General features: G+C 64.4%; 21 protein-coding genes. 10 read left to right on the top strand and 11 right to left on the bottom strand.

The window, feature by feature from the left end; genetic code table 11:
* From BMZ97_RS30325 to xth, 3 genes are all read left to right on the top strand, one after another.
* The coding region (locus BMZ97_RS30325; protein WP_139221392.1) for a DNA translocase FtsK at positions 1 to 620 on the top strand (620 nt) is incomplete at its 5' end.
* Between the two features lie 231 nt (positions 621 to 851).
* Positions 852 to 1,676, top strand: coding sequence for a LolA family protein (locus BMZ97_RS30320; protein WP_175525805.1), 825 nt, complete (start codon positions 852 to 854; stop codon positions 1,674 to 1,676).
* 231 nt (positions 1,677 to 1,907) lie between these two features.
* Positions 1,908 to 2,723, top strand: coding sequence for an exodeoxyribonuclease III (gene xth / locus BMZ97_RS30315; RefSeq protein WP_092178528.1), 816 nt, complete (start codon positions 1,908 to 1,910; stop codon positions 2,721 to 2,723).
* Between the two features lie 10 nt (positions 2,724 to 2,733).
* On the opposite strand, the gene BMZ97_RS30310 is transcribed toward xth, so the two are convergent.
* Entirely contained in the window at positions 2,734 to 3,198 is a 465-nt protein-coding gene (locus tag BMZ97_RS30310) for a cyclic nucleotide-binding domain-containing protein (RefSeq protein WP_092178526.1), read from the bottom strand.
* Between the two features lie 6 nt (positions 3,199 to 3,204).
* Complete coding sequence (locus BMZ97_RS30305) at positions 3,205 to 3,891, bottom strand: response regulator transcription factor (RefSeq protein WP_069689069.1); 687 nt, start codon at positions 3,889 to 3,891, stop codon at positions 3,205 to 3,207.
* Positions 3,892 to 3,972: 81 nt separating this feature from the next.
* Here BMZ97_RS30305 and BMZ97_RS30300 point away from each other — a divergent pair, with 81 nt between their 5' ends.
* Positions 3,973 to 4,542, top strand: a complete 570-nt coding sequence (locus BMZ97_RS30300; RefSeq protein ID WP_244546681.1) for a L,D-transpeptidase family protein — start codon at positions 3,973 to 3,975, stop codon at positions 4,540 to 4,542.
* Positions 4,543 to 4,653: 111 nt separating this feature from the next.
* On the opposite strand, the gene BMZ97_RS30295 is transcribed toward BMZ97_RS30300, so the two are convergent.
* Positions 4,654 to 5,319 (bottom strand): YggS family pyridoxal phosphate-dependent enzyme, encoded by a 666-nt coding sequence (locus BMZ97_RS30295; RefSeq protein WP_092178524.1) that lies wholly within the window; start codon positions 5,317 to 5,319, stop codon positions 4,654 to 4,656.
* Between the two features lie 95 nt (positions 5,320 to 5,414).
* Between BMZ97_RS30295 and leuS the strand changes: the two genes are divergently transcribed.
* From leuS to holA, 3 genes are read left to right on the top strand one after another with little or no spacing between them, the layout of a single operon-like run.
* Entirely contained in the window at positions 5,415 to 8,039 is a 2,625-nt protein-coding gene (gene leuS / locus BMZ97_RS30290) for a leucine--tRNA ligase (protein WP_092178522.1), read from the top strand.
* Positions 8,026 to 8,589, top strand: coding sequence for an LPS assembly lipoprotein LptE (gene lptE, locus BMZ97_RS30285; RefSeq protein ID WP_092178520.1), 564 nt, complete (start codon positions 8,026 to 8,028; stop codon positions 8,587 to 8,589). Before leuS ends, lptE begins: the two co-directional genes overlap by 14 nt.
* Positions 8,590 to 8,605: 16 nt before the next feature.
* Positions 8,606 to 9,637, top strand: coding sequence for a DNA polymerase III subunit delta (gene holA / locus BMZ97_RS30280; protein WP_092178518.1), 1,032 nt, complete (start codon positions 8,606 to 8,608; stop codon positions 9,635 to 9,637).
* A gap of 65 nt (positions 9,638 to 9,702) precedes the next feature.
* Here holA and BMZ97_RS30275 read toward each other — a convergent pair whose 3' ends face one another.
* The 5 genes from BMZ97_RS30275 to mnmE form a co-directional block, all read right to left on the bottom strand.
* On the bottom strand, positions 9,703 to 10,581 hold the full coding sequence (locus tag BMZ97_RS30275) for a ParB/RepB/Spo0J family partition protein (RefSeq protein ID WP_092178516.1): 879 nt from the start codon (positions 10,579 to 10,581) through the stop codon (positions 9,703 to 9,705).
* A gap of 38 nt (positions 10,582 to 10,619) precedes the next feature.
* Positions 10,620 to 11,450 carry a ParA family protein gene (locus BMZ97_RS30270; RefSeq protein WP_092178514.1) on the bottom strand — a complete coding sequence of 277 codons (831 nt, stop codon included), beginning with the start codon at positions 11,448 to 11,450 and terminating at the stop codon, positions 10,620 to 10,622.
* Entirely contained in the window at positions 11,447 to 12,094 is a 648-nt protein-coding gene (gene rsmG / locus BMZ97_RS30265; RefSeq protein ID WP_092178512.1) for a 16S rRNA (guanine(527)-N(7))-methyltransferase RsmG, read from the bottom strand. Before rsmG ends, BMZ97_RS30270 begins: the two co-directional genes overlap by 4 nt.
* A 3-nt stretch (positions 12,095 to 12,097) precedes the next feature.
* A complete protein-coding gene (mnmG, locus tag BMZ97_RS30260; protein ID WP_092178510.1) occupies positions 12,098 to 13,990 on the bottom strand; it encodes a tRNA uridine-5-carboxymethylaminomethyl(34) synthesis enzyme MnmG in 1,893 nt (630 codons plus the stop codon).
* 105 nt (positions 13,991 to 14,095) lie between these two features.
* Entirely contained in the window at positions 14,096 to 15,421 is a 1,326-nt protein-coding gene (gene mnmE, locus BMZ97_RS30255) for a tRNA uridine-5-carboxymethylaminomethyl(34) synthesis GTPase MnmE (RefSeq protein WP_092178508.1), read from the bottom strand.
* Between the two features lie 65 nt (positions 15,422 to 15,486).
* Here mnmE and BMZ97_RS30250 point away from each other — a divergent pair, with 65 nt between their 5' ends.
* Positions 15,487 to 17,487 carry a thioredoxin domain-containing protein gene (locus tag BMZ97_RS30250; RefSeq protein WP_092178506.1) on the top strand — a complete coding sequence of 667 codons (2,001 nt, stop codon included), beginning with the start codon at positions 15,487 to 15,489 and terminating at the stop codon, positions 17,485 to 17,487.
* Between the two features lie 178 nt (positions 17,488 to 17,665).
* On the opposite strand, the gene rho is transcribed toward BMZ97_RS30250, so the two are convergent.
* The 3 genes from rho to hemE all read right to left on the bottom strand — a co-directional run bounded on the left by rho (position 17,666) and on the right by hemE (position 20,662).
* Positions 17,666 to 18,931, bottom strand: coding sequence for a transcription termination factor Rho (gene rho, locus BMZ97_RS30245; RefSeq protein WP_092178504.1), 1,266 nt, complete (start codon positions 18,929 to 18,931; stop codon positions 17,666 to 17,668).
* Between the two features lie 258 nt (positions 18,932 to 19,189).
* Positions 19,190 to 19,612 carry a protoporphyrinogen oxidase HemJ gene (hemJ, locus tag BMZ97_RS30240; RefSeq protein ID WP_092178502.1) on the bottom strand — a complete coding sequence of 141 codons (423 nt, stop codon included), beginning with the start codon at positions 19,610 to 19,612 and terminating at the stop codon, positions 19,190 to 19,192.
* A gap of 15 nt (positions 19,613 to 19,627) precedes the next feature.
* Positions 19,628 to 20,662, bottom strand: coding sequence for a uroporphyrinogen decarboxylase (gene hemE / locus BMZ97_RS30235; protein WP_092178500.1), 1,035 nt, complete (start codon positions 20,660 to 20,662; stop codon positions 19,628 to 19,630).
* Between the two features lie 442 nt (positions 20,663 to 21,104).
* Here hemE and BMZ97_RS30230 point away from each other — a divergent pair, with 442 nt between their 5' ends.
* Entirely contained in the window at positions 21,105 to 21,935 is an 831-nt protein-coding gene (locus BMZ97_RS30230; RefSeq protein WP_069693372.1) for a pyruvate, water dikinase regulatory protein, read from the top strand.
* Positions 21,932 to 22,558 (top strand): Maf family protein, encoded by a 627-nt coding sequence (locus tag BMZ97_RS30225; protein WP_092178498.1) that lies wholly within the window; start codon positions 21,932 to 21,934, stop codon positions 22,556 to 22,558. Before BMZ97_RS30230 ends, BMZ97_RS30225 begins: the two co-directional genes overlap by 4 nt.
* Positions 22,559 to 22,575 lie beyond the last annotated feature (17 nt).

Here is a 22,575-nt window from a genome sequence, read left to right as displayed (position 1 = left end):
GCACGATCCAGCGTCTGGCCCAGATGGCGCGTGCGGCGGGCATCCATGTCGTACTGGCGACGCAGCGCCCCTCGGTCGACGTCATCACCGGCACGATCAAGGCGAACTTCCCGACCCGGATCTCCTTCCAGGTCACCTCCAAGATCGACTCGCGCACGATTCTGGGCGAGCAGGGCGCCGAGCAGCTGCTCGGCCAGGGCGACATGCTCTACATGGCCGGCGGCGGGCGCATCACCCGCGTCCACGGGCCCTTCGTCAGCGATGCCGAGGTCGAGAAGGTCGTCGCCCACCTGAAGACGCAAGGCCGGCCGCAATATCTCGAGGCCGTCACCTCCGAGGAGGAGGAGGGCGCAGCTGAGGGCGAGGATGGCGCGGTCTTCGACAAGAGCGCGATGGGCCAGGCCGAGAGCGACGACCCTTACGATCAGGCGGTGGCGGTGGTGCTGCGCGACAAGAAGGCCTCGACCTCCTATATCCAGCGCCGCCTCCAGATCGGCTACAACCGCGCCGCCTCGATCATGGAGCGGATGGAGAACGAAGGCATCGTCGGCCCCGCCAACCACGCCGGCAAACGCGAGATCCTGGTCGAAACCGGACGCGCTCGCGAGGACGAGGATTGAAACGCCGCCGTCCCGTCCTCAAATTGCCATGACGGCACTGCAACCTTCGGCCATCGCGATGCGTTGATTGGAGTGGGCTCGTAAGAGTGGGAATCGGTTTTTCGAATGAATCCCGCGCCAGGATTTGACCGGAGCGGTAGGTTCGCTTCCATGACCCGTTTGTTGCAGCGTGCCGGCAAAGGCACGATGATCCCGGCCTCTGCGCCGATTTTGAGTGGAGCTTGCATGCTCATGACACGCCGCCTCCGGATGCGGGCCTCGATCGGCGCGCTCGCCGCGCTCGGCTTCGCAGCCGCCCTCGGTGGGGCCCGCGCCCAGCCGCTGAACCTGCAGCCCGCCAAGCAGGCGATCGCCACCGCCAAGCCGGCGCGCAGCGGCACGCGCCTGCCCCCCGCGCGGCCTGAGGGCCTCGGATTGCCGCGCGTGGCGACGGCGGGGGCACCCGTGCAAACCGCATCCGCCGAAGCGCCCCAGCGCATTGCGGCCACGCCGGCGAAAGCATCGGGCAAATCCTCCGCCCCGCAGACGCAGGACGAGGCCGTTGAGCGGCTGAACACCTATTTCAACGGATTCGCCACTCTGCAGGCTGATTTCATCCAGTTTTCTGCCGATGGACGCCGTCTCGAGGGCAAGCTCTATATTCAGCGCCCGGGCAAGATGCGCTTCGAATACCGCGCTCCGGTGACGACCGAGGTCATCGCCGACGGCACCTCCGTCGCCATCCGCGACAAGAAGCTGGCGACGCAGGATATCTATTCGATCGGCCAGACTCCGCTGAAGTTCCTGGTCAAGGAGCGCATGGATCTGGCGCGCGATTCGGTCGTGATGGGCGCCAGCACCAAGGGCGACATCCTGTCAGTCAGGATCGAGGACCGCTCGACGCTGGGCGGCACCTCCAAGATCACCCTGAACTACGACATCACCGCCAATGAATTGCGCGGCTGGGTGGTGATCGATCCGCAAGGCTATGAGACCACGGTCTCGGTCTACAATCTCGACACCCAGCGCCGCCCCGATCCGAAGAATTTCACGATCAATTACGAGCGGATGCTCTGACGTCGCCCTCTCGTCATTGCGGACCTAGAGCGTTTTCGAGCGGAGTGGACACAGGTTCGCGTGAAAAAAAACGCGTTAAAACAAGGAGCTGGAGCGTTTCCGCGATTCTGAGAAACGCGGAAACGCTCTAGCCAAGCAATGACGGTAAGCGGGTCGGCTCTTCACCGGACGAGCTTGCTTTTCTGCGCGCTACAAACCAGTTTCCGGCAGCCCTCCGCCCGGAACATTCGCGTGCAACTCACCGTCACCAGCTGGAATATCAATTCGGTCCGCCTGCGCATCGGCATGGTCTGCGATTTCCTGACCACGCATGCGCCCGATGTGCTGTGCCTGCAGGAAACCAAGACGCCCGACGAGCAGTTCCCGGCCAAGGCCTTCGAGAAGATCGGCTATGTCCATCAGGCCTTTATCGGCCAGAAAGGCTATAACGGCGTCGCCATCGTCTCAAAACTGCCCTTCAGCGAGAAGGACGCCATGGCGATGTGCGGCAAGAACGACGCTCGCCACATGACGGTGGTGCTCGACAAGGCCGCGGGCACTGCGGCCGGCGTCGCGATCCATAATTTCTACATTCCAGCCGGCGGTGACATTCCCGACCCGGCCAGGAACGACAAATTCGCCCATAAGCTCGCCTTCCTCGACGAGATCGGCGCCTGGGGCATCGCCAAGAAGCCGACCGACCGGCCCGCCATCCTGCTCGGCGACCTCAACATCGCGCCCTATGAGCACGATGTCTGGAGCCACAAGCAATTGCTCGACGTGGTCAGCCATACGCCGATCGAGACCACGACGCTGGAGAAGCTGCGCAGCGAGCTCGGCTGGACCGACGCCGCGCGCACGCTCAGGCCTGAACCCGAGAAACTCTATAGCTGGTGGAGCTACCGCGCCGCCGACTGGGAAGCCTCCAACCGCGGCCGCCGCCTCGACCATATCTGGCTCTCGGACGCGCTGAAGCCGGCTCTGCGCGACCTCACCTTCCTGCGCGAAGCACGCGGCTGGGAGCGCCCCTCGGACCATGTGCCGGTAACGGTGACGCTGGAGCTTTGAGGCTCTTCTATCAGCCCCGATCGATCGCGTTCAGCGCGGCCTGGACTTGGCTCAATTCGCCGACGAACTCGCGCAGACGATCCCCGATCGCTTCAGCGATCGCCTCGGCCGAGTTCGGAAATTCGGCGAGGACACGGCGCATCACGCTGCGCGACAGCTTCATCACTTGCGTCGGCTCGCGGGCGATCGCCGTCACCGGCCGGTGCGCCGAGGTGAATAGGGCAATCTCTCCGAGCAAGGCGCCGGCGCCGACGATCTCGTCGGCGGGCTGGCCGTCATCCTGGTGCAGCAGGGCAACCGCACCCGAGATGATCAGCACAGCGCCGTCCGACATCTCGCCGCCACGAAACAGGACATCGCCGGCGCGCAGAATGCGGCTTTCTGCCGCGAACGCCACCAACCGCAGCGCATCGCGCTCCATCAGACTCAGCAGCGGCTGCCGGGCCAGCAGGGCAATGTCGTTGTCGAGAGCCATATCGACTTAAGGGTTGAGGCGGTAACCGCCCGCATCCGTCACGAGCAAACGTGCATTGCCCGGATCGGGTTCGATCTTCTGGCGCAACCGGTAGATATGCGTCTCGAGCGTGTGGGTCGTGACCTGACTGTTATAGCCCCAGACCTCCTGCAGCAGGATCTCGCGGGCGATCGGCTTGCGGCCGGCGCGATAGAGAAAGCGCAGGATCGCGGTTTCCTTTTCGGTCAGCTTGGTCTTGGAGCCCTTCTCGCTGACCAGCAGCTTCGAGCCGGGATGGAAGGTATAGGGCCCGACCTGAAAGACCGCGTCCTCGCTCGCCTCGTACTGACGCAAATGCGCCCGGATGCGCGCCAGCAGCACGGCGAATTTGAATGGCTTGACGACATAATCATTGGCGCCGGCTTCCAGCCCCAGCACCGTGTCCGAATCGGAGCCCTGGCCGGTCAGCATGATCACCGGGCTCTTGAAGCCGTTCTTGCGCATCATCTTGACGGCTTCGCGCCCGTCCATGTCGGGCAGGCCGACATCCATCACGGCAAGATCGATCCGCTCCGCCTGCACGGCCTTGACCGCCGAGGTCGCGGTCCCGGCAGTCGAGATCTTGAACTCGTCATAAAGCGCCAGCTGTTCGGCCAGCGCGTCGCGCAATGTCTCGTCATCATCGACGAGAAGGATATGATGGACGGCGGACATGAACGATCATTGCAACGGTTGCGCAGCGGGCACCATGAGCCCGCTGATTCGTGTCTGCAAGTCACGCAGGATGGAATTTCAGTGAGAAAACGTGAGAGCCCGATCACATCCTGGTCGGTTCACAAGCCGCGCGGCCTCACCCGGCTGCGGGTCTTTGCCTCGGTCCGGGACCGCAGCAAGGGCTTCCTGGTCGCAGGGGGCGCGGTGTTCCCCTGCGCGCTTGGCCGCTCCGGCATCGTCGTGCTCAAGCGCGAGGGCGATGGTGGCACCCCGCGCGCCGCCCTGCCGCTGCGCAGCGTGCTCTACCGCAAGGCGCGGCTGCCCAGGCCGAGAACGCTGCTGCCGCTGCGCGCCATCACCGCCCGCGACGCCTGGTGCGACGATGCCGGCGACCGCCGCTATAACCGGCTGATCGCCCGCCCGCCCGGCGCCGCCGAGGAGCGGCTGCAGCGCGACGACCATCTCTACGACGTCATCGTCGAGCTCGGCTGGAACGACGCGCCGGTGATTCGCGGCCGCGGCAGCGCGATCTTCTGGCATCTCGCGCGGTCCGGCTTCACGCCCACCGCCGGCTGCGTCGCGGTCGAGGGCCATGTCTTCGCCAAGGTGCTGCCGCGGCTGGCACGGCATTGCGTGCTGGTGGTGCGATAGGGAGGGCCCGGGCGTCCCACTCGGGTCTGCGCTTCGCCGGAGAAGCTCCGGCAAGAGATGCTCGGGTCAGGCCCGAGCAGGGCGCAACCGCCCCACGCCCTCACCCTGTCTTCACACTCGTGCCCCGAAAATCGCGCTGCCGACCCGCACATAGGTCGCGCCCATCTGGATTGCGGCCTCGTAATCGGCGCTCATGCCCATCGAAAGCTCGCGCAAGCCGTGGCGCGCCGCGATCTTGGCGAGCAGGCCGAAATGCGGCGAAGGCGGTTCATCGGCCGGCGGAATGCACATCAGCCCCGTGATCACGAGGCCGTGATGCGCGCGGCAGTTTTCCAGGAACGCATCGATCCCGGCCGGGCTGACGCCGCCCTTTTGCGGCTCGTCGCCGGTGTTGACCTGGACGAACAGGGTTGGAGCCTTGCCGGCGCGGGCGATTTCGCGCGCCAGCTCTTTGGCCAGGCTCTCGCGATCGAGCGAGTGGATGGCGTCGAATAATTCGACCGCCTCGCGGGCCTTGTTGGATTGCAGCGGCCCGATCATGTGGAGCTGGGCATCAGGAAAACGCTGCTTCAGCTCCGGCCATTTCGCCTTGGCCTCCTGGACATAGTTCTCGCCGAAGATGCGCTGCCCGGCTTCCAGCACGGGCAGGATCGCCTCTACCGGCATCGTCTTCGAGACCGCGATCAGCGCAACCGAATCGGGCTCGCGCTCGAAATCACGCGCCGCGCGCGCAATCGCGGCCCGTGTGGCGGCTAAACGCGTAACCGTATCGCTCATCGGTAGTCCCTTCATGCCCTGTGCGGCGTTGACCGCGTGGCTGCAATGGTGTCCTAGTCCGGGCTCATCCGATCACGCAAGAATTGCCCGTTATCATGGCCGTCGAACGCTACAATCCCAAGGAATCAGAGCCGAAATGGCGCCGTGTCTGGGAGGAGCGCAAGCTCTTCGAGACCCGCAACGACGATCCGCGCCCGAGCTACTATGTCCTCGAGATGTTTCCCTACCCTTCGGGCCGCATTCATATGGGCCATGTCCGCAATTACGCGATGGGCGACGTCGTCGCGCGCTACAAGCGCGCCAAGGGCTTCGCCGTGCTCCATCCGATGGGCTGGGACGCCTTCGGCTTGCCGGCCGAGAACGCCGCCAAGGCCAACAAGGTCCATCCGCGCGAATGGACCTACGCCAATATCGCGACGATGCGGACGCAACTGCAGTCCATGGGCCTGTCGCTCGACTGGAGCCGGGAGCTCGCAACCTGCGACCCGAGCTACTACAAGCACCAGCAGAAGCTGTTCCTCGACTTCCTCAAGGCCGGGCTGGTCGACCGCAAGACCGCGAGGGTCAACTGGGACCCGGTCGACGAGACTGTGCTCGCCAATGAGCAGGTCATCGATGGGCGCGGCTGGCGCTCCGGCGCGCCCGTGGAAATCCGCGAGCTGACGCAGTGGTTCTTCAAGATCACCGACTACGCCCAGGAGCTGCATGACGCGCTGGAAGGCCTGACGCGCTGGCCCGACAAGGTCCGCTTGATGCAGAAGAACTGGATCGGCCGCTCGGAAGGGCTGCTGATTCGTTTCGCTCTCGAATCGAATCCCTATGGCCGCAACGAGCTGGAGATCTATACGACCCGGCCCGACACGCTGTTCGGCGCCAAGTTCATGGCGATCGCGCCCGACCACCCGCTGGCCAAGGCGGCAGCCGAGAACAACCCGGCCCTGCAGGCCTTCATCGAGGACTGCAAGCGCACCGGCACGGCCCAGGAAAACATCGACAAGGCCGAGAAGCTCGGTTTCGACACCGGCATCCGCGCCGTGCATCCCTTTGATAAATCATGGACCTTGCCGGTCTATGTCGCCAATTTCATCCTGATGGAATACGGCACGGGCGCGATCTTCGGTTGCCCGGCCCATGACCAGCGCGACCTCGACTTCGTCAATAAATACGGGCTCGGCGTCACGCCCGTTGTGGCGCCCGAGGGCCAGGATCCGGCAAGCTTCATCATCACCGACACGGCCTATGGCGATGACGGGCGCATGATCAATTCGCGCTTCCTCGACGGCATGACCATTCCGGAGGCGAAAGAAGACGTCGCCCACCGGCTGGAAGCCGAGACGCGCGGCAACAGCCCTGTTGCCGCGCGCAAGGTCAATTTCCGCCTGCGCGACTGGGGCGTTTCGCGCCAGCGCTACTGGGGTTGCCCGATTCCGGTGATCCATTGCGCCGATTGCGGCACGCTGCCGGTGCCTGACGCCGACCTGCCGGTCAAGCTGCCCGACGACGTCTCCTTCGACCGCCCCGGCAACCCGCTCGACCATCATCCGACATGGAAGCATGTCGCCTGCCCGCAATGCGGCAAGCCGGCCCGGCGCGAAACCGACACGATGGACACCTTCGTCGATTCGTCCTGGTATTTCGCCCGCTTCACCGATCCCTGGCGCATCGACAGCCCGACCGACCGGCCGGTCGTCGACCGCTTCCTGCCGGTGGACCAGTATATCGGCGGCGTCGAGCATGCGATCTTGCACCTGCTCTATTCGCGCTTCTTCACCCGCGCCATGAAGGCGACGGGCCATGCGGGGCTGGACGAGCCTTTCGACGGTATGTTCACGCAAGGCATGGTCGTGCATGAGACCTACCGCGCCAAGGACGGCAGCTGGGTCGAGCCGGGCGATGTCCGCATCGAGGTGAACGGCACGGAACGCCGCGGCTTCCATGTCGATACCGGCGCGCCGATCGAGATCGGCGCCATCGAGAAGATGTCGAAGTCGAAGAAGAATGTCGTCGATCCCGACGACATCATCGCCTCCTATGGCGCCGACACTGCACGCTGGTTCATGCTCTCCGATTCACCGCCGGACCGCGACGTGATCTGGACCGATGAGGGCGTCCAGGGCGCCGCCCGCTTCGTCCAGCGCCTCTGGCGGCTCGTCGGCGAGATCGCCGAGCGCACGGGCAACAGCGCCGGCATGCCGGCTGCCCTGAGCGAGCAGGCCCTGACGCTGCGCCGCGCCAGCCACCGCGCTTTGCATGCGGTCGGCCTCGATATCGAGCGCCTCGGTTTCAACCGCTGCATCGCCCATATCTATTCGCTGACCAACGCCATCGGCAAAGCGCTCGACGCGGCTGCCGAAAACGCCGCGCTCGCACCTGATATCGCGTTCGCGCTGCATGAATCCGCCATCATCGCCACGCAGCTTGTCGCCCCGATGATGCCGCATCTCGCCGAGGAGTGCTGGCAGGCGCTGGGGCAGCCGGGGCTCATCGGCGAGGCCGCTTGGCCTGTTGCCGACGAGACCCTGCTGAAGGACGACAGCATCGTGCTGCCGGTGCAGATCAACGGCAAGAAGCGCGCGGAGGTGACCGTCCCCGCCGATGCGAATACCCTGGCCGTAGAGGCGCTCGCGCGCGCCTCCGAGGCCGTCATCAAGGCGCTTGACGGCCGGGAGATCCGGAAGATCATCGTCGTGCCCGGGAGAATCGTGAATGTCGTCGCCTGAAGCCCAGAACCGGACCCTCTCGCGGCCGGTTCCCACCCGCCGCATGATGCTGACCGCCACATTGCTGGCGACGGCCTTCGCCGGGGGCTGCCTGCAACCGCTCTATTCCGAGAACACCACGAGCACTGTCGGCGGCAGCGTCAAGTCGGCGCTGAAGAGCGTCGAGATCCCGCAAATTTCGGGAGTGACCGGCCATTATCTGCGCAATGAACTCGCCTTCGAGCTCGATGGCGGCGGCGAACCCGACGTTCAAAAGCGCCTGCGCTTCGAGGCCAAGCTCTCCGAATCGATCGAGGTCGTCACTGTCGATTACAACACCGGCCGCGCCGATTCGGCGGTCCTGATCGCCACCGCGACATGGACCGTGAAGCGCATAGGAGGCGCGGGCGAGACTGTGTCTTCGGGCACCAATGTGGTGCGGGCACCCTATGAGCGCTCCTCGCAGCGCTTCGCTACGGTGCGCGCCGCGCGCGACGCCCAGATCCGTGCGGCCAAGAGCCTGGCCCAGCTGATCAAGGGACAACTCGCCGCCGATCTGGTCTCCGGCTGAAGCGAGAATCTCCGCCATGGCCGCCGTCAAGGCGCATGAGGCCGAACGCACCCTGGCCAAGCCCGATCCGGCCTGGCGGCTGTTTCTGATCTACGGCCCCGATACGGGCCTGGTCTCGGAGCGCGCCGCCGCATTGGCGCGCGCCAATGTCGACGACGCCAACGACGCTTTCCAGCTCGTGCGGATGAGCGGCGACGACATAGCCTCCGATCCGCTCAAGCTCGTCGACGAGGCCAATACCATCGGCCTGTTCGGCGGCCGGCGCGCCATCCGCGTCTCCGCTACGGGCAAATTGCTGACGGCTGCCGTCGAGCCCTTGCTTGCGACGCCGTCTCGGGACGCCATCGTCATCATCGAGGCCGGCGATCTCCAGCGCAGCAATCCGCTGCGCGTCGCCTGCGAGAAAGCGCGATCCGCCCTTGCCGTCCCCTGCTACAGTGACGGCGCGCGTGATCTCGGCAGCCTGATCGACGAGATGCTGCGCGCGGCGGGCAAGACCATCGACCGCGTCAATCGCGACCATCTCGCCGCGCTGCTCGGCGGCGACCGGCAGACATCGCGACGCGAGATCGAGAAGCTGCTGCTTTATGTCGGGGCCGATCCAGCTGTTCTGAGCGAGCATATCGAAGCGGTCGTCGGCGATACCGCCCAGCGCGAGCAGGCAGCTCTGGTCGACGCCGTCTTCGCCGGGCGCCTGCCGGCGCTCGATCTTGCCTATGCGAAATTGAGCGGGGAGGGCCTCGATCCCGGCGTCATGCTGGGCGCAGTGCTCAGGCAAGCGCTGACGCTGCTCAAATCCCGGCAGAGCGTCGATGCCGGCCGCGGCGTCAAGGACGTGGTTGCAACCATGCGGCTGCCGTTTCCACGCATCCCAGCGATGGAGGCCGCGCTTTCGGCCTGGACGACTCCGAAACTGACGGAGGCCATCTCGCTTCTGGGGGCCACGACGCTTGCCGTCAGGCGGGACGGCGATATCGCCCGGCCCGCCGCGGTGCGCACACTCTGGACCTTGGCCCGCCTCGCTCGCTCCGGAGCACGCGGGGATTAGCGCTATCCCGCAATTCTCGATCCAGTCGGATCGGAAATGACCCCCTGGATCGCGAGTTACGCGAGTCAGGCCTTCAATCGGCGGCAGAGCGCTTCGAGCTGCTCTAGCGTCTTGTAGCCGATCTTCATCTCGCCGCCGCCATTGGCCCGGTGCTGGATCGAGACCGACAGCCCCAGCGCTTCCTCGAGAGCCTTCTCGACCGCGCGCGTATCGGGGTCCTTGTCGATCTTGGGCTTGCCTGGAACGCTTTTGGCCTCGCCACGCGATTCATCCTGGACGATCCGCTCGATGTCGCGGACGCTGAGCCCTTCATCGATGATCTTGTGAGCCATCAGTTCCGGATCCGAAACAGATAGCAAGGCGCGGGCATGGCCAGCCGAAACCGCGCCTTCGCTGACCAGCTTCCGCACCGATTCCGGCAGTTTGGACAGCCGCAAGGTGTTGGCGACATGGCTGCGGCTCTTGCCGATGACCCGTGCAAGGTCGTTCTGCGTATAGTTGAACTCGGCGATCAACCGCTCATAACCCGCGGCCTCCTCGATCGCATTCAGATCGGTACGCTGGACGTTCTCGACGATCGCGATTTCGAGCGCTTCACGGTCATCCGCCTCAACCAGGATGACCGGCACATCATGCAGGCCTGCACGCTGGGCCGCGCGCCACCGCCGTTCACCGGCAATGATCTCGTAGGCATCGAGCATGTTGGGAATCGAGCGCACGATGATCGGCTGCAGGATGCCGCGCTCGCGCACCGAAGCCGTAAGCTCTTCGAGATCGTCCTCACCGAAGCTGCGCCGCGGGTTGCGCGCGCTCGGACGCAGGAACTCGACAGGCACGCGCCTCTGCCCCCGCGCCCGGTCGATCGCTCCGATTTCCTCGCCGACATCGCCGATCAACGCCGCCAGGCCTCGGCCGAGCCGTGAGCGCCCCTGTTCTTCGGCCATTGCCATCCTCTTGTACTCTCTCGTCTTTTCGTCGTCCGTCAGGCTGCGGCGCGCAGAACGCGCTCGCGCTTGATCACCTCGGAGGCCAGCTTCAGATAGGCCTGCGAGCCCGAGCAGCGCAGATCATAAAGCAGCACCGGCTTGCCATAGGACGGCGCTTCCGAGACTCGGACATTGCGCGGGATCACGGTCTCATAGACCTTGTCGCCAAGGAATTCGCGGACATCCGCCATCACCTGGCCGGACAGATTGTTGCGCGGATCGTACATGGTCAAAACCACGCCCTGGATGACCAGGCGCGGGTTGAGGCCGTTACGGACCTGCTCGACGGTCTTCAGCAACTGGCTCAGGCCCTCCAGCGCGAAGAATTCGCATTGCAGCGGCACCAGGACGGCATCGGAGGCCGTCATCGCGTTGATGGTGATCAGGCTCAGCGAAGGCGGGCAATCGATCAGCACATAGGTCAGATCGGAGCAGCGCTGGTCATAGACCAATTCGTCGATCGCATTCTTCAGGCGATGAGCGCGGTCCTTGGAGCCCGCGATCTCCAGCTCGACGCCGAGCAGATCCAGCGTCGACGGCGCCAGGAACAGGCCCGGGACCGCGGTCTCCTGCATCGCCTGTCCAAGGCCGACATCGCCGCACAGCACGTCATAAGTCGAGGATTTGCGGCTTCTGCGGTCGATGCCGAGTCCCGTCGAGGCATTGCCTTGCGGATCGAGGTCGACGATCAGCACCTTCTCGCCGATCGCTGCCAGCGCCGTGCCAAGATTGATCGCGGTCGTCGTCTTGCCGACGCCGCCCTTCTGATTCGCGAGTGCCAGCACGCGCGGACGGCGCGGCAGGACAATAGGGGTAAGATCGGTCATGAATCGGCCCGCTTCTCGACCGCACGAACCATCAGGATGCGCGCGGCGCTGTCTGTCACGGAAGAAACCGTTGAGGCCTGAATCTTCCAATATTTAGACGCGTCGGTCAATTCTGCATCTAGATGTTGTCCCTTGGGAAAGAGCCCCAAGGCCCCTGTTCTCAACAGGTCTTTGCACCAGTCGAGCAGCAACGGCAGCGGCGCCAGGGCTCGCGCGCAAACCACATCGACCTTGCCCGCAAAATCGCCGACTGCATCCTCTATTCGCGCATTGTGGACCCTGACCGGCGCGCCCGTCAAACGCGCGGCATGCCGCAGAAAGGCGCATTTGCGGCTGTTGCTCTCGACGAGATGGATCTCGCCGGCCCCCCGCTCCGCCAGGCAAATGCCGATCACCAGCCCGGGAAAGCCGCCCCCAGAGCCCAGGTCGAGCCAGCGCTGCGAGTCGCGCGCCAAATCGAAAAGCTGCAGCGAATCGGCGATGTGGCGCGTCCAGACATCTTTCAATGTGCCCGAAGACACCAGATTCTTCGCCGCCTGCCAGCGCTCGAGCTCGGCGACAAGGATCGCCAGACGTTCCTCTGTTTCACGTGAAACAGGCGTCAAGCGCAAAGCATGCGCCCTGTCGCTTTTATCAACAGCCACGAATCATTCGATCGGTTCCGGAGCGCGCTGGCGACGCCCACGCCGCGCATGCGCCGCCAACAGGGTCAAAGCGGCAGGCGTCATGCCCTCGATCCGCGCCGCTTGGGCGAGATCGCTCGGGCGCTCCGCGCTCAGTTTCAGCTTGATCTCGTTGGACAAGCCCGAGATGCCGTCGAGATCAAGATCCTCCGGCACCTTCAGCGCCTGATCGCGCTTATAGGCCTGGATCTCTGCGGATTGGCGGTCGAGATAGACCGAATAGACCGCATCCGCTGTCACACGTGAAACAACCGACGGATCAAAATCGGCAAGATCCGGCCAGATCGTCGCAAGGCTCTCATACCCAATATCGGGATAGGAGAGCAGCTGGTAGGCGCTTCGCCGCAGGCCATCGCGGTTGAGATGAAGCCCAACTGCCTCCGCTTGCTGCGGCGTCACCCAGACATCCCTCAATCGGGCCTGCAACCGCGCGATGGCAGTGCGCCGGGCTTCGAAATGGTCGCGGCGCAGCGAGCTCACCAGGCCGAGCTCCATGCCAAGCGGCGTCAAGCGCTCATCGGCATTGTCGACGCGTAATGACAGCCGGAACTCCGCCCGCGACGTGAACATTCGATACGGCTCCGTAACGCCGCGTGTGACCAGATCGTCGACCAGGACCCCGATATAAGAGGTCGTGCGCTCGAACACGGTCGGCTCGGCGCCACCGGCCCGGCGCGCAGCGTTTAAACCGGCGAACAACCCTTGCGCGCCGGCTTCCTCATAACCCGTCGTGCCGTTGATCTGGCCCGCCAGGAACAGGCCGCGGACGGCGCGCGTCTCCAGCGTGTTCCTCAAGGCGCGTGGATCGACGAAGTCGTACTCGATTGCATAGCCGGGGCGCAGCATGGTGGCGCGCTCAAGGCCCGGAATCGTCTTGAGCACACCAAGCTGCACATCTTCCGGCAAGGAGGTCGAGATGCCGTTGGGGTAAACCGTGTCGTCGTCGAGCCCCTCGGGCTCGAGGAATATCTGGTGACCGTCGCGATCACCGAAGCGACCGACCTTATCCTCGATCGAGGGACAGTAGCGCGGTCCGCGGCCCTCGATCTGGCCCGAAAACATCGGCGCGCGATGGAGATTGGCGCGGATCAGGTCATGCGTCGCCAAGGTCGTGCGCGTGATCCCGCAGGAAATCTGCGGCGTGGTGATCGCCCTGGTCAACGCCGAGAAGGGCTCAGGCGGATCATCGCCGGCCTGCATTTCGAGCGCCGCCCAATCGATCGTGCGTCCATCCAGGCGCGGCGGCGTGCCAGTCTTGAGGCGACCAAGCGGGAAGCCATGGCGTTCCAGGGTCGCAGACAGCCCCAGCGACGGCGCCTCATCGACACGCCCAGCCGGAATCTTGGCCTCGCCGATATGGATCAAGCCGCGCAGGAAGGTCCCGGTCGTCAACACGACTGTTCCGGTAGCGAATCGACGTCCATCCGCCAGAATCACGGCTTCGACCTGGCCGTTCCCGATCGCGATATCGAACACCTCGCCGGCGACGATCTCGAGATTGCCCTGTTCGGCTAACAAATCCTGAACAGCCAGACGATAAAGCTTCCGATCCGCCTGAGCCCTGGGACCGCGCACAGCCGGGCCCTTGCGGCGGTTCAGCATGCGGAACTGAATGCCAGCCCGGTCGGCCGCCCGCGCCATGACGCCATCGAGTGCATCAATCTCACGGACAAGATGCCCCTTGCCGAGGCCGCCAATCGCCGGATTGCAGGACATCACGCCGATCGTCTCCGGCCGATGCGTGATCAGTGCCGTGCGCGCGCCAAGCCGCGCAGCTGCGTTGGCGGCCTCGGCACCGGCATGGCCGCCACCGACCACGATCACATCGTAGCGCGTTTCGACAACAGGAAGAGACATGCGGATTCGCTAGCGAAGCCCGGGCCAGGGGTCAATGATTATAAGGCGATGAGCCCTCGTTTCACGTGAAACGGCCCAAATTATGAAGGTGCCGCCTTCCGCTTGCTACTTTCCGATGCAGAAGCCGGAAAAGAGCTGGTCGAGAACATCCTCGACATCGATGCGCCCGACCAGGCGTTCCAGCGCCATCACGGCCAGGCGAACCTCCTCGGCCAGCAACTCGACCTGGCCGTGCCGGGCATCGCTCGCGCGCTCCAGCGCAAGCACCGCATCGGAGACCGCGACCCGGTGCCGCTCACGCGTCAGCAAGGCCGGTTCGGGCTGCGAGAGGGCGCCGAGCTCGGCAATAATGCTCGCCAACAGATCATCGAGACCGGCGCCCGTCTGAGATGAAACCGCGATCTCGCCGGGCAAAGCCTGGCCTGCCAGATCGCTTACCAGATCGGCCTTCGTGGCCACACAAAGCGTCTTTTGAATCGAGGCGAATCGATCCGGAGGCGAATCGATTGCCCGAAGCTTGAGAACGAGATCCGCTCGCGCGACAAGGTCCAAGGCACGCCTAACGCCTTCAGCCTCGATCGCGTCCACACTCTCGCGCAAACCCGCTGTATCGACCAGCGTGACCGGCAACCCCGCCAGATCGAGCCGTACCTCGATCGCATCGCGCGTCGTTCCCGCCATGGCCGAGACGATGGCGACATCGCGGCGGGCGAGTGCGTTGAGCAGGCTCGACTTGCCGGCATTGGGCGGGCCGGCGAGGACCACGATGAAGCCCTCGCGGACGCGCTCACCCATGGCAAAGCTGCCGAGAGCCTCGCGCAACTCCGTGAGGATGCCTGCTGCGATCGCCAGCGCCTCATCGACGAGGGGCCCCGAGACATCGCCCTCGTCGGAAAAGTCGATATCCGCGGCGAGCAGGGCCATCGACTCGATCAGTCGGCTCCGCCACGCCGCCGCTTGCTTGCCGAGTGTGCCGGTCATCTGGCGCAGTGCCTGCCGGCGCTGCCATTCCGTTTCCGAATCGATCAGGTCCGCCAAACCTTCGACGGCGGCGAGATCGAGCTTGCCGGCTTCAAAAGCCCGCCGGGTGAATTCACCCGGCTCCGCAAGTCTGACCCCAGGCAGCTGCGTCAGAACGTTCAGCAGACGGGCAATGACGGCCCTTGCGCCATGAACCTGGAACTCGGCGATATCCTCGCCCGAAAAGCTCGCCGGCGCGGGAAAGTACAGCACAAGCCCGGTATCGATGACCTCGCCGGCCTCATCACGCAGTTGCCGCAAGACGGCATGGCGTGGTTCGGGGATTCCGCCCGCAATCGTTTCGAGCACGAATCGAACCTGCGAGCCGGATATCCGGATGACGGCGACACCGGCCCGCCCGCTGCCGGAGGACAGGGCGACGATCGTCGGATAGGCTGCCGCGTCGCTCATCTCTCGAACACCATGCTGCGCCCGGCCCCATCCTCGCTTTGGCGCCCGGCCGGAAAGCCACGCCGATGAACCGTCTCGCGGATGCCGCCAGCCCCTATCTCCTGCAGCATAAGGACAATCCGGTTCACTGGTGGGAATGGAGCGAGGCCGCCTTCGCCGAGGCCAAGCGCAGCGGCCGGCCGGTCCTGCTCTCGGTCGGTTACGCCGCCTGCCATTGGTGCCATGTCATGGCGCATGAAAGTTTCGAGGACCCTGCAACCGCGGCGGTGATGAACGAGCTCTTCGTGAACATCAAGGTCGACCGTGAGGAAAGGCCCGATATCGACCATGTCTATATGAGCGCGCTGCACAGCCTGGGCGAGCAGGGCGGTTGGCCGCTGACCATGTTCCTGACCGCCGATGGCGACCCGTTCTGGGGCGGCACCTATTTCCCGCCCGAGGCGCGCCATGGCCGGCCCTCCTTCACCGGCGTGCTGAGACAGCTCGCCGCGATCCACCGGCAGGATCCCGATCGCATCGCGCGCAACGCCACAGCCATTCGCGCCGCCCTTACGCAAGCCGAAGCCTTCGCGACGGACGACGCCGGCGAACCCGATCTCGATGCGCTGGCGGGTCAGATCGCCGGCGCCTTCGATCCGCATCATGGCGGCCTGCGCGGCGCACCGAAATTCCCCAATCCCGGCCTGATCGAAATGCTCTGGCGCCATGGTACGCGCACAGGCTCCACTGCCACGCTGGCGCCTGCCCTCAGAACGCTGGAACGAATGGCGCGCGGCGGCATCCATGACCATCTCGGCGGCGGCTTCGCCCGCTATTCCGTCGATGAGCGCTGGCTCGCCCCGCATTTCGAGAAAATGCTCTACGACAACGCCCAATTGCTCAACCTCTACGCATTGGAGGCCGCCCGCAGCGGCGACCCCCTGATGAGAATGGCGGCCGAGGGCATCGTCGCCTGGCTCTCACGCGACATGCTGCTGCCGGAGGGCGCTTTCGCCGCCAGTCTCGACGCCGATTCCGAAGGCGTCGAGGGCAAGTTCTATGTCTGGACCGCGCGCGAGCTCGAAACGCATCTCTCGGCGGAAGAGGCTCGCCTGCTCGCGCTCCATTACGACGTGACCGCGCACGGCAATTGGGAAGAGGTCGCGATCCTCAATCGGTTGGAAACGCCCGATCCCGATCCTGAGACGGCGGTCGTCTTGGCCAAAATCCGCGAGCGATTGCTGGCGATCCGGGCCGAACGGATTCCGCCCGCCCGCGACGACAAGATCCTGGCCGACTGGAACGGCATGATGATCGCGGCGCTGACCCGGGCATCCGGCCTGCTCGGCCGCAAGGGCTGGCTGGCCCTTGCCCGGCGCGCCTACCATTTCGTCGCCGAATCGATGGGCGATGGCGACGAGCTCGCCCATTCCTATCGCAAGAGCCGCCTGATCAAGCCCGGCTTCGCGCTCGATCACGCCGCTATGGCAGACGCTGCGCTGGCGCTGCACGACGCGACATTCGAGCAGCACTACCTCGATGATGCCCGGCGCTGGAGCGCCCATCTGCAGCGGCACTACCTTAGCGGCACTACGAATCTACTCGGTATGACTCTTATGGAAAACAAGGGCTTGCCGGTCATACCGCGCCCGACCCATGACGATGCTGTGCCCAACGCCAACGGGATTCACGCCAGCAATCTGCTGCGCCTGGCGATCAAGAGCGGTGATGTGGAGGATCGCGATCGCGCCGACGCGTTCCTTGGCGCTGCGCTGGCCGCGGCCGAACGCGCACCCATGGCGCATGGCTCGATCCTGAACGCCTATGATCTGGCGCGGCATGGTGTGGAGATCGTGCTGGCGGGAACGGAGCGGGCAGCGCTGCACCAGGCGGCGCTCGCCTTGCCCTATACGGTGACGACCCAGGTTGATTGCCCGGATCCGTCGAGCCTGCCGGCCGAGCACCCAGCCGCCGCGATGGCACGCCAGGCCGGTAAGGGCGCAGCCTTCATCTGCTTTGCCGGTCGCTGCCTGCCGCCCGTCACGGAGCCGAATCGATTGGCGCAGGCCATCGCTGAAGGCCGCTGAAACCGCACGATCTTCCCTGGAGGTCGACGTATCGCAAATCACCTCGGCACGATCGCTTGATTTGAAAGCCTTGCCTTTGGCCCGCTAAGCCACCCAGCTCCAAAAAGAAAAGGGCCGCTTACGCGACCCTTCCCATATCCACCAGCTGAGCGGGTACGTTCTCCTCCGAGGAGGACAATCAGGTGTTCATCGAGTCGAAGAAGTCGGAGTTCTGTTTGGTCTGGCGCAGCTTGTCCATCAGGAACTCGATCGCGTCCTGCGGGCCCATCGGATTCAGGATGCGGCGCAGCACGTAGGTCTTGGCCAGCACATCCTTGGGCGTGATGAGCTCTTCCTTGCGGGTACCCGACTTGAGGATGTCGATCGCCGGGAAGATGCGCTTGTCGGCGACCTTGCGGTCGAGGATCACCTCGGAGTTGCCGGTGCCCTTGAACTCTTCGAAAATGACTTCGTCCATGCGGCTGCCGGTATCGATCAGCGCGGTGGCGACGATGGTCAGCGAGCCGCCCTCTTCGATATTGCGCGCCGCACCGAAGAAGCGCTTGGGCCGCTGCAGGGCGTTGGCGTCGACACCACCGGTCAGCACCTTGCCGGAGGACGGCACCACTGTGTTGTAGGCGCGACCCAGACGCGTGATCGAATCGAGCAGGATGACGACGTCGCGGCCATGCTCGACCAGGCGCTTGGCCTTCTCAATCACCATCTCGGCGACCTGGACGTGGCGCGAGGCCGGCTCGTCGAAAGTCGAGGAAACGACCTCGCCCTTCACCGAGCGCTGCATGTCGGTGACTTCCTCGGGCCGCTCGTCGATCAGCAGGACGATCAGATAGCATTCCGGATGATTGGTCGTGATCGACTGCGCGATGTTCTGCAGCAGCACGGTCTTACCGGTGCGCGGCGGCGCCACGATCAGGGCGCGCTGGCCCTTGCCGATCGGCGAGACGATGTCGATGACGCGGGCCGAGAAATCCTTCTTCGTTGCGTCCGGCACTTCCATGCGCAGGCGCTCATCGGGATAAAGCGGCGTCAGGTTATCAAAGTTGATCTTGTGCTTGATCCGCTCGGGATCCTCGAAATTGATCGTGTTGACCTTGAGCAGCGCGAAATAGCGTTCGCCATCCTTGGGGCCGCGGATCGGGCCTTCGACCGTATCGCCGGTGCGCAAACCGAATTTCCGAATCTGCGTCGGCGAGACATAGATGTCGTCGGGACCCGGCAGATAGTTCGAATCCGACGAACGCAGAAAACCGAAACCGTCAGGCAGAACCTCGACCACGCCCTCGCCGAGGATCTCGGTGTCCTTCGCTGCAAGCTGCTTCAGGATCGCGAACATCAGCTCCTGCTTGCGCATCGTGCTGGCGTTCTCGACCTCGAGCCCCTCGGAGAAGGTCAGAAGTTCGGTCGGCGATTTGACCTTGAGGTCTTGGAGCTTGATTTCCCGCATGGGGCACCCGGATCGTGAAAGCCCCTGCGAAACGAACAGGGGTCAGGAGGTAACGGAGAAGAACGTCAGGTCCAGGACGGACCAGCGTTGCGGTTGCGCGCCATGAGCGTCTGCGCAGGCAGCGGGCTCACGAACCATCGGCAACAGGGAATACGCCAAACGAGCGCAGGGGCTTGATAGCGGGATTCTCAACCGGGCTCAAGCGGGAAACGACAAGGTGCCGTCCCCCTCGGAGAACCAATCGCTCCACCGTGAAATTCAGAACGGTTTGACGACGACGAGGATCACGATCAACGCCATCAAGACGGCGGGAACCTCGTTGATGATACGATAGAACCGCGCGCTCTTGAGGTTGCGATCCTCGGCGAAGGCACGGACCCGTCCTACCAGATAGCCATGGATGCCCGACAGGATGAAGACCAGCAGGATCTTGCCGTGCAGCCAGCCGCCCTTGAAGCCGAAGCCCGACCAGGCGAGGTAAAGGCCCAGGATCCAGGTCACGATCATCGAGGGCGTCATGATGCCCTTGAGCAGCCGCCGCTCCATGATCTTGAAGGTCTCGGACTGGATCGACCCAGTCTGCGCTTCCGCGTGATAGACCATCAGGCGCGGCAAATAGAGCATGCTCGCCATCCAGGCGATTACTGCCATGACGTGAAAGGCCTTGATCCATTCATACATCGCAATGGTCCTCCCTCACGCCCTGACGGCGGCAATCAGCCGCTCGACATGCGCGATTGGGGTGTCGGGCAAAATGCCGTGACCCAGATTGAAAACGAAAGGCTTGTCTCCGAACACCGATCTGATCGCGGCAACCTCGCGCTCCAGCTCCGGCCCCCCGGCGCGCAGGATCAACGGATCGAGATGGCCCTGGACAGGCACCAGTGACTGGATTGCATCGCGCACGAAATCGCGGTCGATATCGGTTTCGAGTCCAGCGGCATCGACGCCCGTCGCCGTGACATAGCCCGGTATGAGAGCGCCGGCGCCACGAGGAAACCCGATGATGCGGGTCCGAGGATGACGCGCCCGCACGCCCTCGACGATCCGCTTCGTCGGCGCAATGCACCAGCGCTCGAACTCTGCCGGCCCCAGCGATCCCGCCCAACTATCGAAGATCTGGACGGCATCGACCCCAGCTTCGATCTGAGCGTTGAGATAGTCGATCGACGAGACAACGATCCGGTCGATCAGGCGCTGGAAGAGATCCGGGTTGCGCGTGAACAGCTCTTTCGCTGGCCCCTGATCCGGAGTGCCTCGACCGGCCACCATATAGGTCGCCACGGTCCAGGGCGCGCCACAGAAGCCGATGAGGGCGGTCTCCCTGGGCAGGGCCGCTCTCACCCGGCGCACGGTCTCGATGATCGGCGCAAGCTTGTCCTGGTCGGCTTGCCCATCGATGGCGCGCAAGCGCTCCTCATCGGCTACCGGCTCGAGGCGTGGACCTTCGCCTTCGGCGAACCAGAGGGCCTGCCCGAGCGCTTGCGGAATGACGAGAATATCCGAGAACAGGATCGCGGCATCGAAGCCGAAACGCCGGATCGGCTGCAAGGTGACCTCGGCAGCGAGCTCGGGATTGTAGCAAAGCGCGAGGAAGCTTCCGGCCTTGGAGCGAAGCTCGCGATACTCCGGCAGGTATCGGCCAGCCTGACGCATCAGCCAGAGCGGAGGGGTGACCAGTGTCTCTCCGTCAAGTGCCCGCAGGAAAATCGGTTTGCTATGCGTCGACATTCTCGATCCAGACCATCGCTCTCGATCTCTTCTAAATATGATTCTTGAGAGAGAATCTTCTTTTTTGACTCTTGGGGGCAGGCACAGGCTTAGCCGCAAAGCCATCCACAGCCGGTCCACAGCTCGTGGACCCTCATGGCCGGAATGCGGCAATGGCGATCGAGGTCGTTAAGGCTTTCTTAACCAATTGGAATCGGGGCCGGGCTTCCGACCTCGAAAATGATTCACGTGAAACATCGCCGAACCTGACCACAGCCCTTTGCCTGTTGATCGAAATGGGGGGTTATACACGCCGCTTTCCGGAGGCCTCTGGGACGCTCGGTTGTCCACACTCATCCCCTGCCCCGCGAATCCGCCCGCCCCGCCGACAGCCTTCCGGTCCAATTTGCTTTGTCCGCTCAGCGCGCTAGAGGTGGTTTTGTTCGTTAATCCGGGAGCCAACGTGGCCCGCAATTATTTTCACCTTCATCTCGTCTCGGACGCGACCGGCGAAACGCTGATCGCGGTCAGCCGCGCTGCCGCCGCGCAATACGAGACCGTCTCGGCGATCGAGCATGTCTATCCGCTCGTCCGCTCAGAGGCACAGCTCGCCCGCGTTCTTGCAGAGATCGAGGCCTCGCCCGGCGTCGTGCTCTACACCCTGGTCGAACCGGAATGGTCGGCGCGGCTCGAGGCGTTTTGTCGCGATCTCGGCTGCCCCTGCCTGTCGGTGCTCAACCCGGTGCTGTCGCTGTTCCAGTCCTATCTCGGCCAGGCCTCGGCGCCGAAGCCCGGCGCCCAGCACGTCCTCAACGCTGAATATTTCCGCCGCATCGATGCGATGAACTACACGCTGCTGCATGATGACGGGCAGCTCGGGGGCGATCTCGAAAGCGCCGATATCATCCTGGTCGGCATCAGCCGGACCTCGAAGACGCCGACCTCGATTTATCTCGCCAATCGCGGGATCAAGACAGCCAACATCCCGCTGGTGCCAAATGTGCCATTGCCGCCAGAGCTCGAAGCCTTGAAGAAGCCGCTGGTCGTCGGCCTCGTCGCCAGCGCCGACCGCATCGTCCAGATCAGGCAGAACCGCTTGCTCTCGCTCAAGGCCGATGATGAGACGCCCTATGTCGACCCCGCAATGGTAGCCGACGAGGTCGCGCAGTCGCGCCGGCTTTGCGCCCGCAAGGGCTGGCCGGTGATCGACGTCACCCGCCGCTCGATCGAGGAAACGGCGGCCGCCATCCTCGATTTGCTGCGCGACCACCGCATGAAGTTCATCGCGACATGAGCGGCGCTGCCGCGCTTTGGCTGGGTCCCGCTCCGCTCGTGCTGGCCTCGGGCAGCACGACGCGGCGCGACATGCTGCTTGCCGCCGGCATTCCCGTCGAGGTCATCAAGCCCGAGATCGATGAACGCGCCGTCGAAGCGTCCCTGCTGCAACGAGGCCTGCCGGGTGAGGGCGCGGCTCTCGAACTTGCGCGCGCCAAGGCGTTGGCGGTCTCAAAGGCTCATGCCCAGCGCATCGTGCTCGGCGCCGATCAGACATTGAGTTGTGAGGGCGTCAGTCATCATAAGCCCGCTGACGCTGCCGCGGCCCATGCCCAGATCGCCATGTTGTCGGGCAGGACGCATCAGCTGCGCTCGGCTTTCGTCCTGGCGCAAGCCGGCGAGGTGGTCGCGCAAGGCGTTCAGATCGCCCATCTGACCATGCGCAATCTGAGCCCGGAATTCATCGCGGCCTATGTCGATGCAATGGGCCCGTCCGCTTTTGCCAGCGTCGGCGGCTACCAGATCGAAGGGCTCGGCGCCCAGCTCTTCGACAACGTCGAAGGCGACCATTTCACCATTCTCGGCCTGCCGCTCCTTGCCGTCCTTGCCGCCTTGCGCGGTCACGGCCTGCTCGCGCACTGATCCCTCGGACCGCTATC

The sequence above is a fragment of the Allobosea sp. OK403 genome (assembly GCF_900113835.1).
In the GTDB taxonomy this organism is placed as follows: domain Bacteria; phylum Pseudomonadota; class Alphaproteobacteria; order Rhizobiales; family Beijerinckiaceae; genus Allobosea.
The sequence above is the reverse complement of the archived record's forward strand: the minus strand, read 5'-3'. Positions and strand labels throughout refer to the sequence as shown.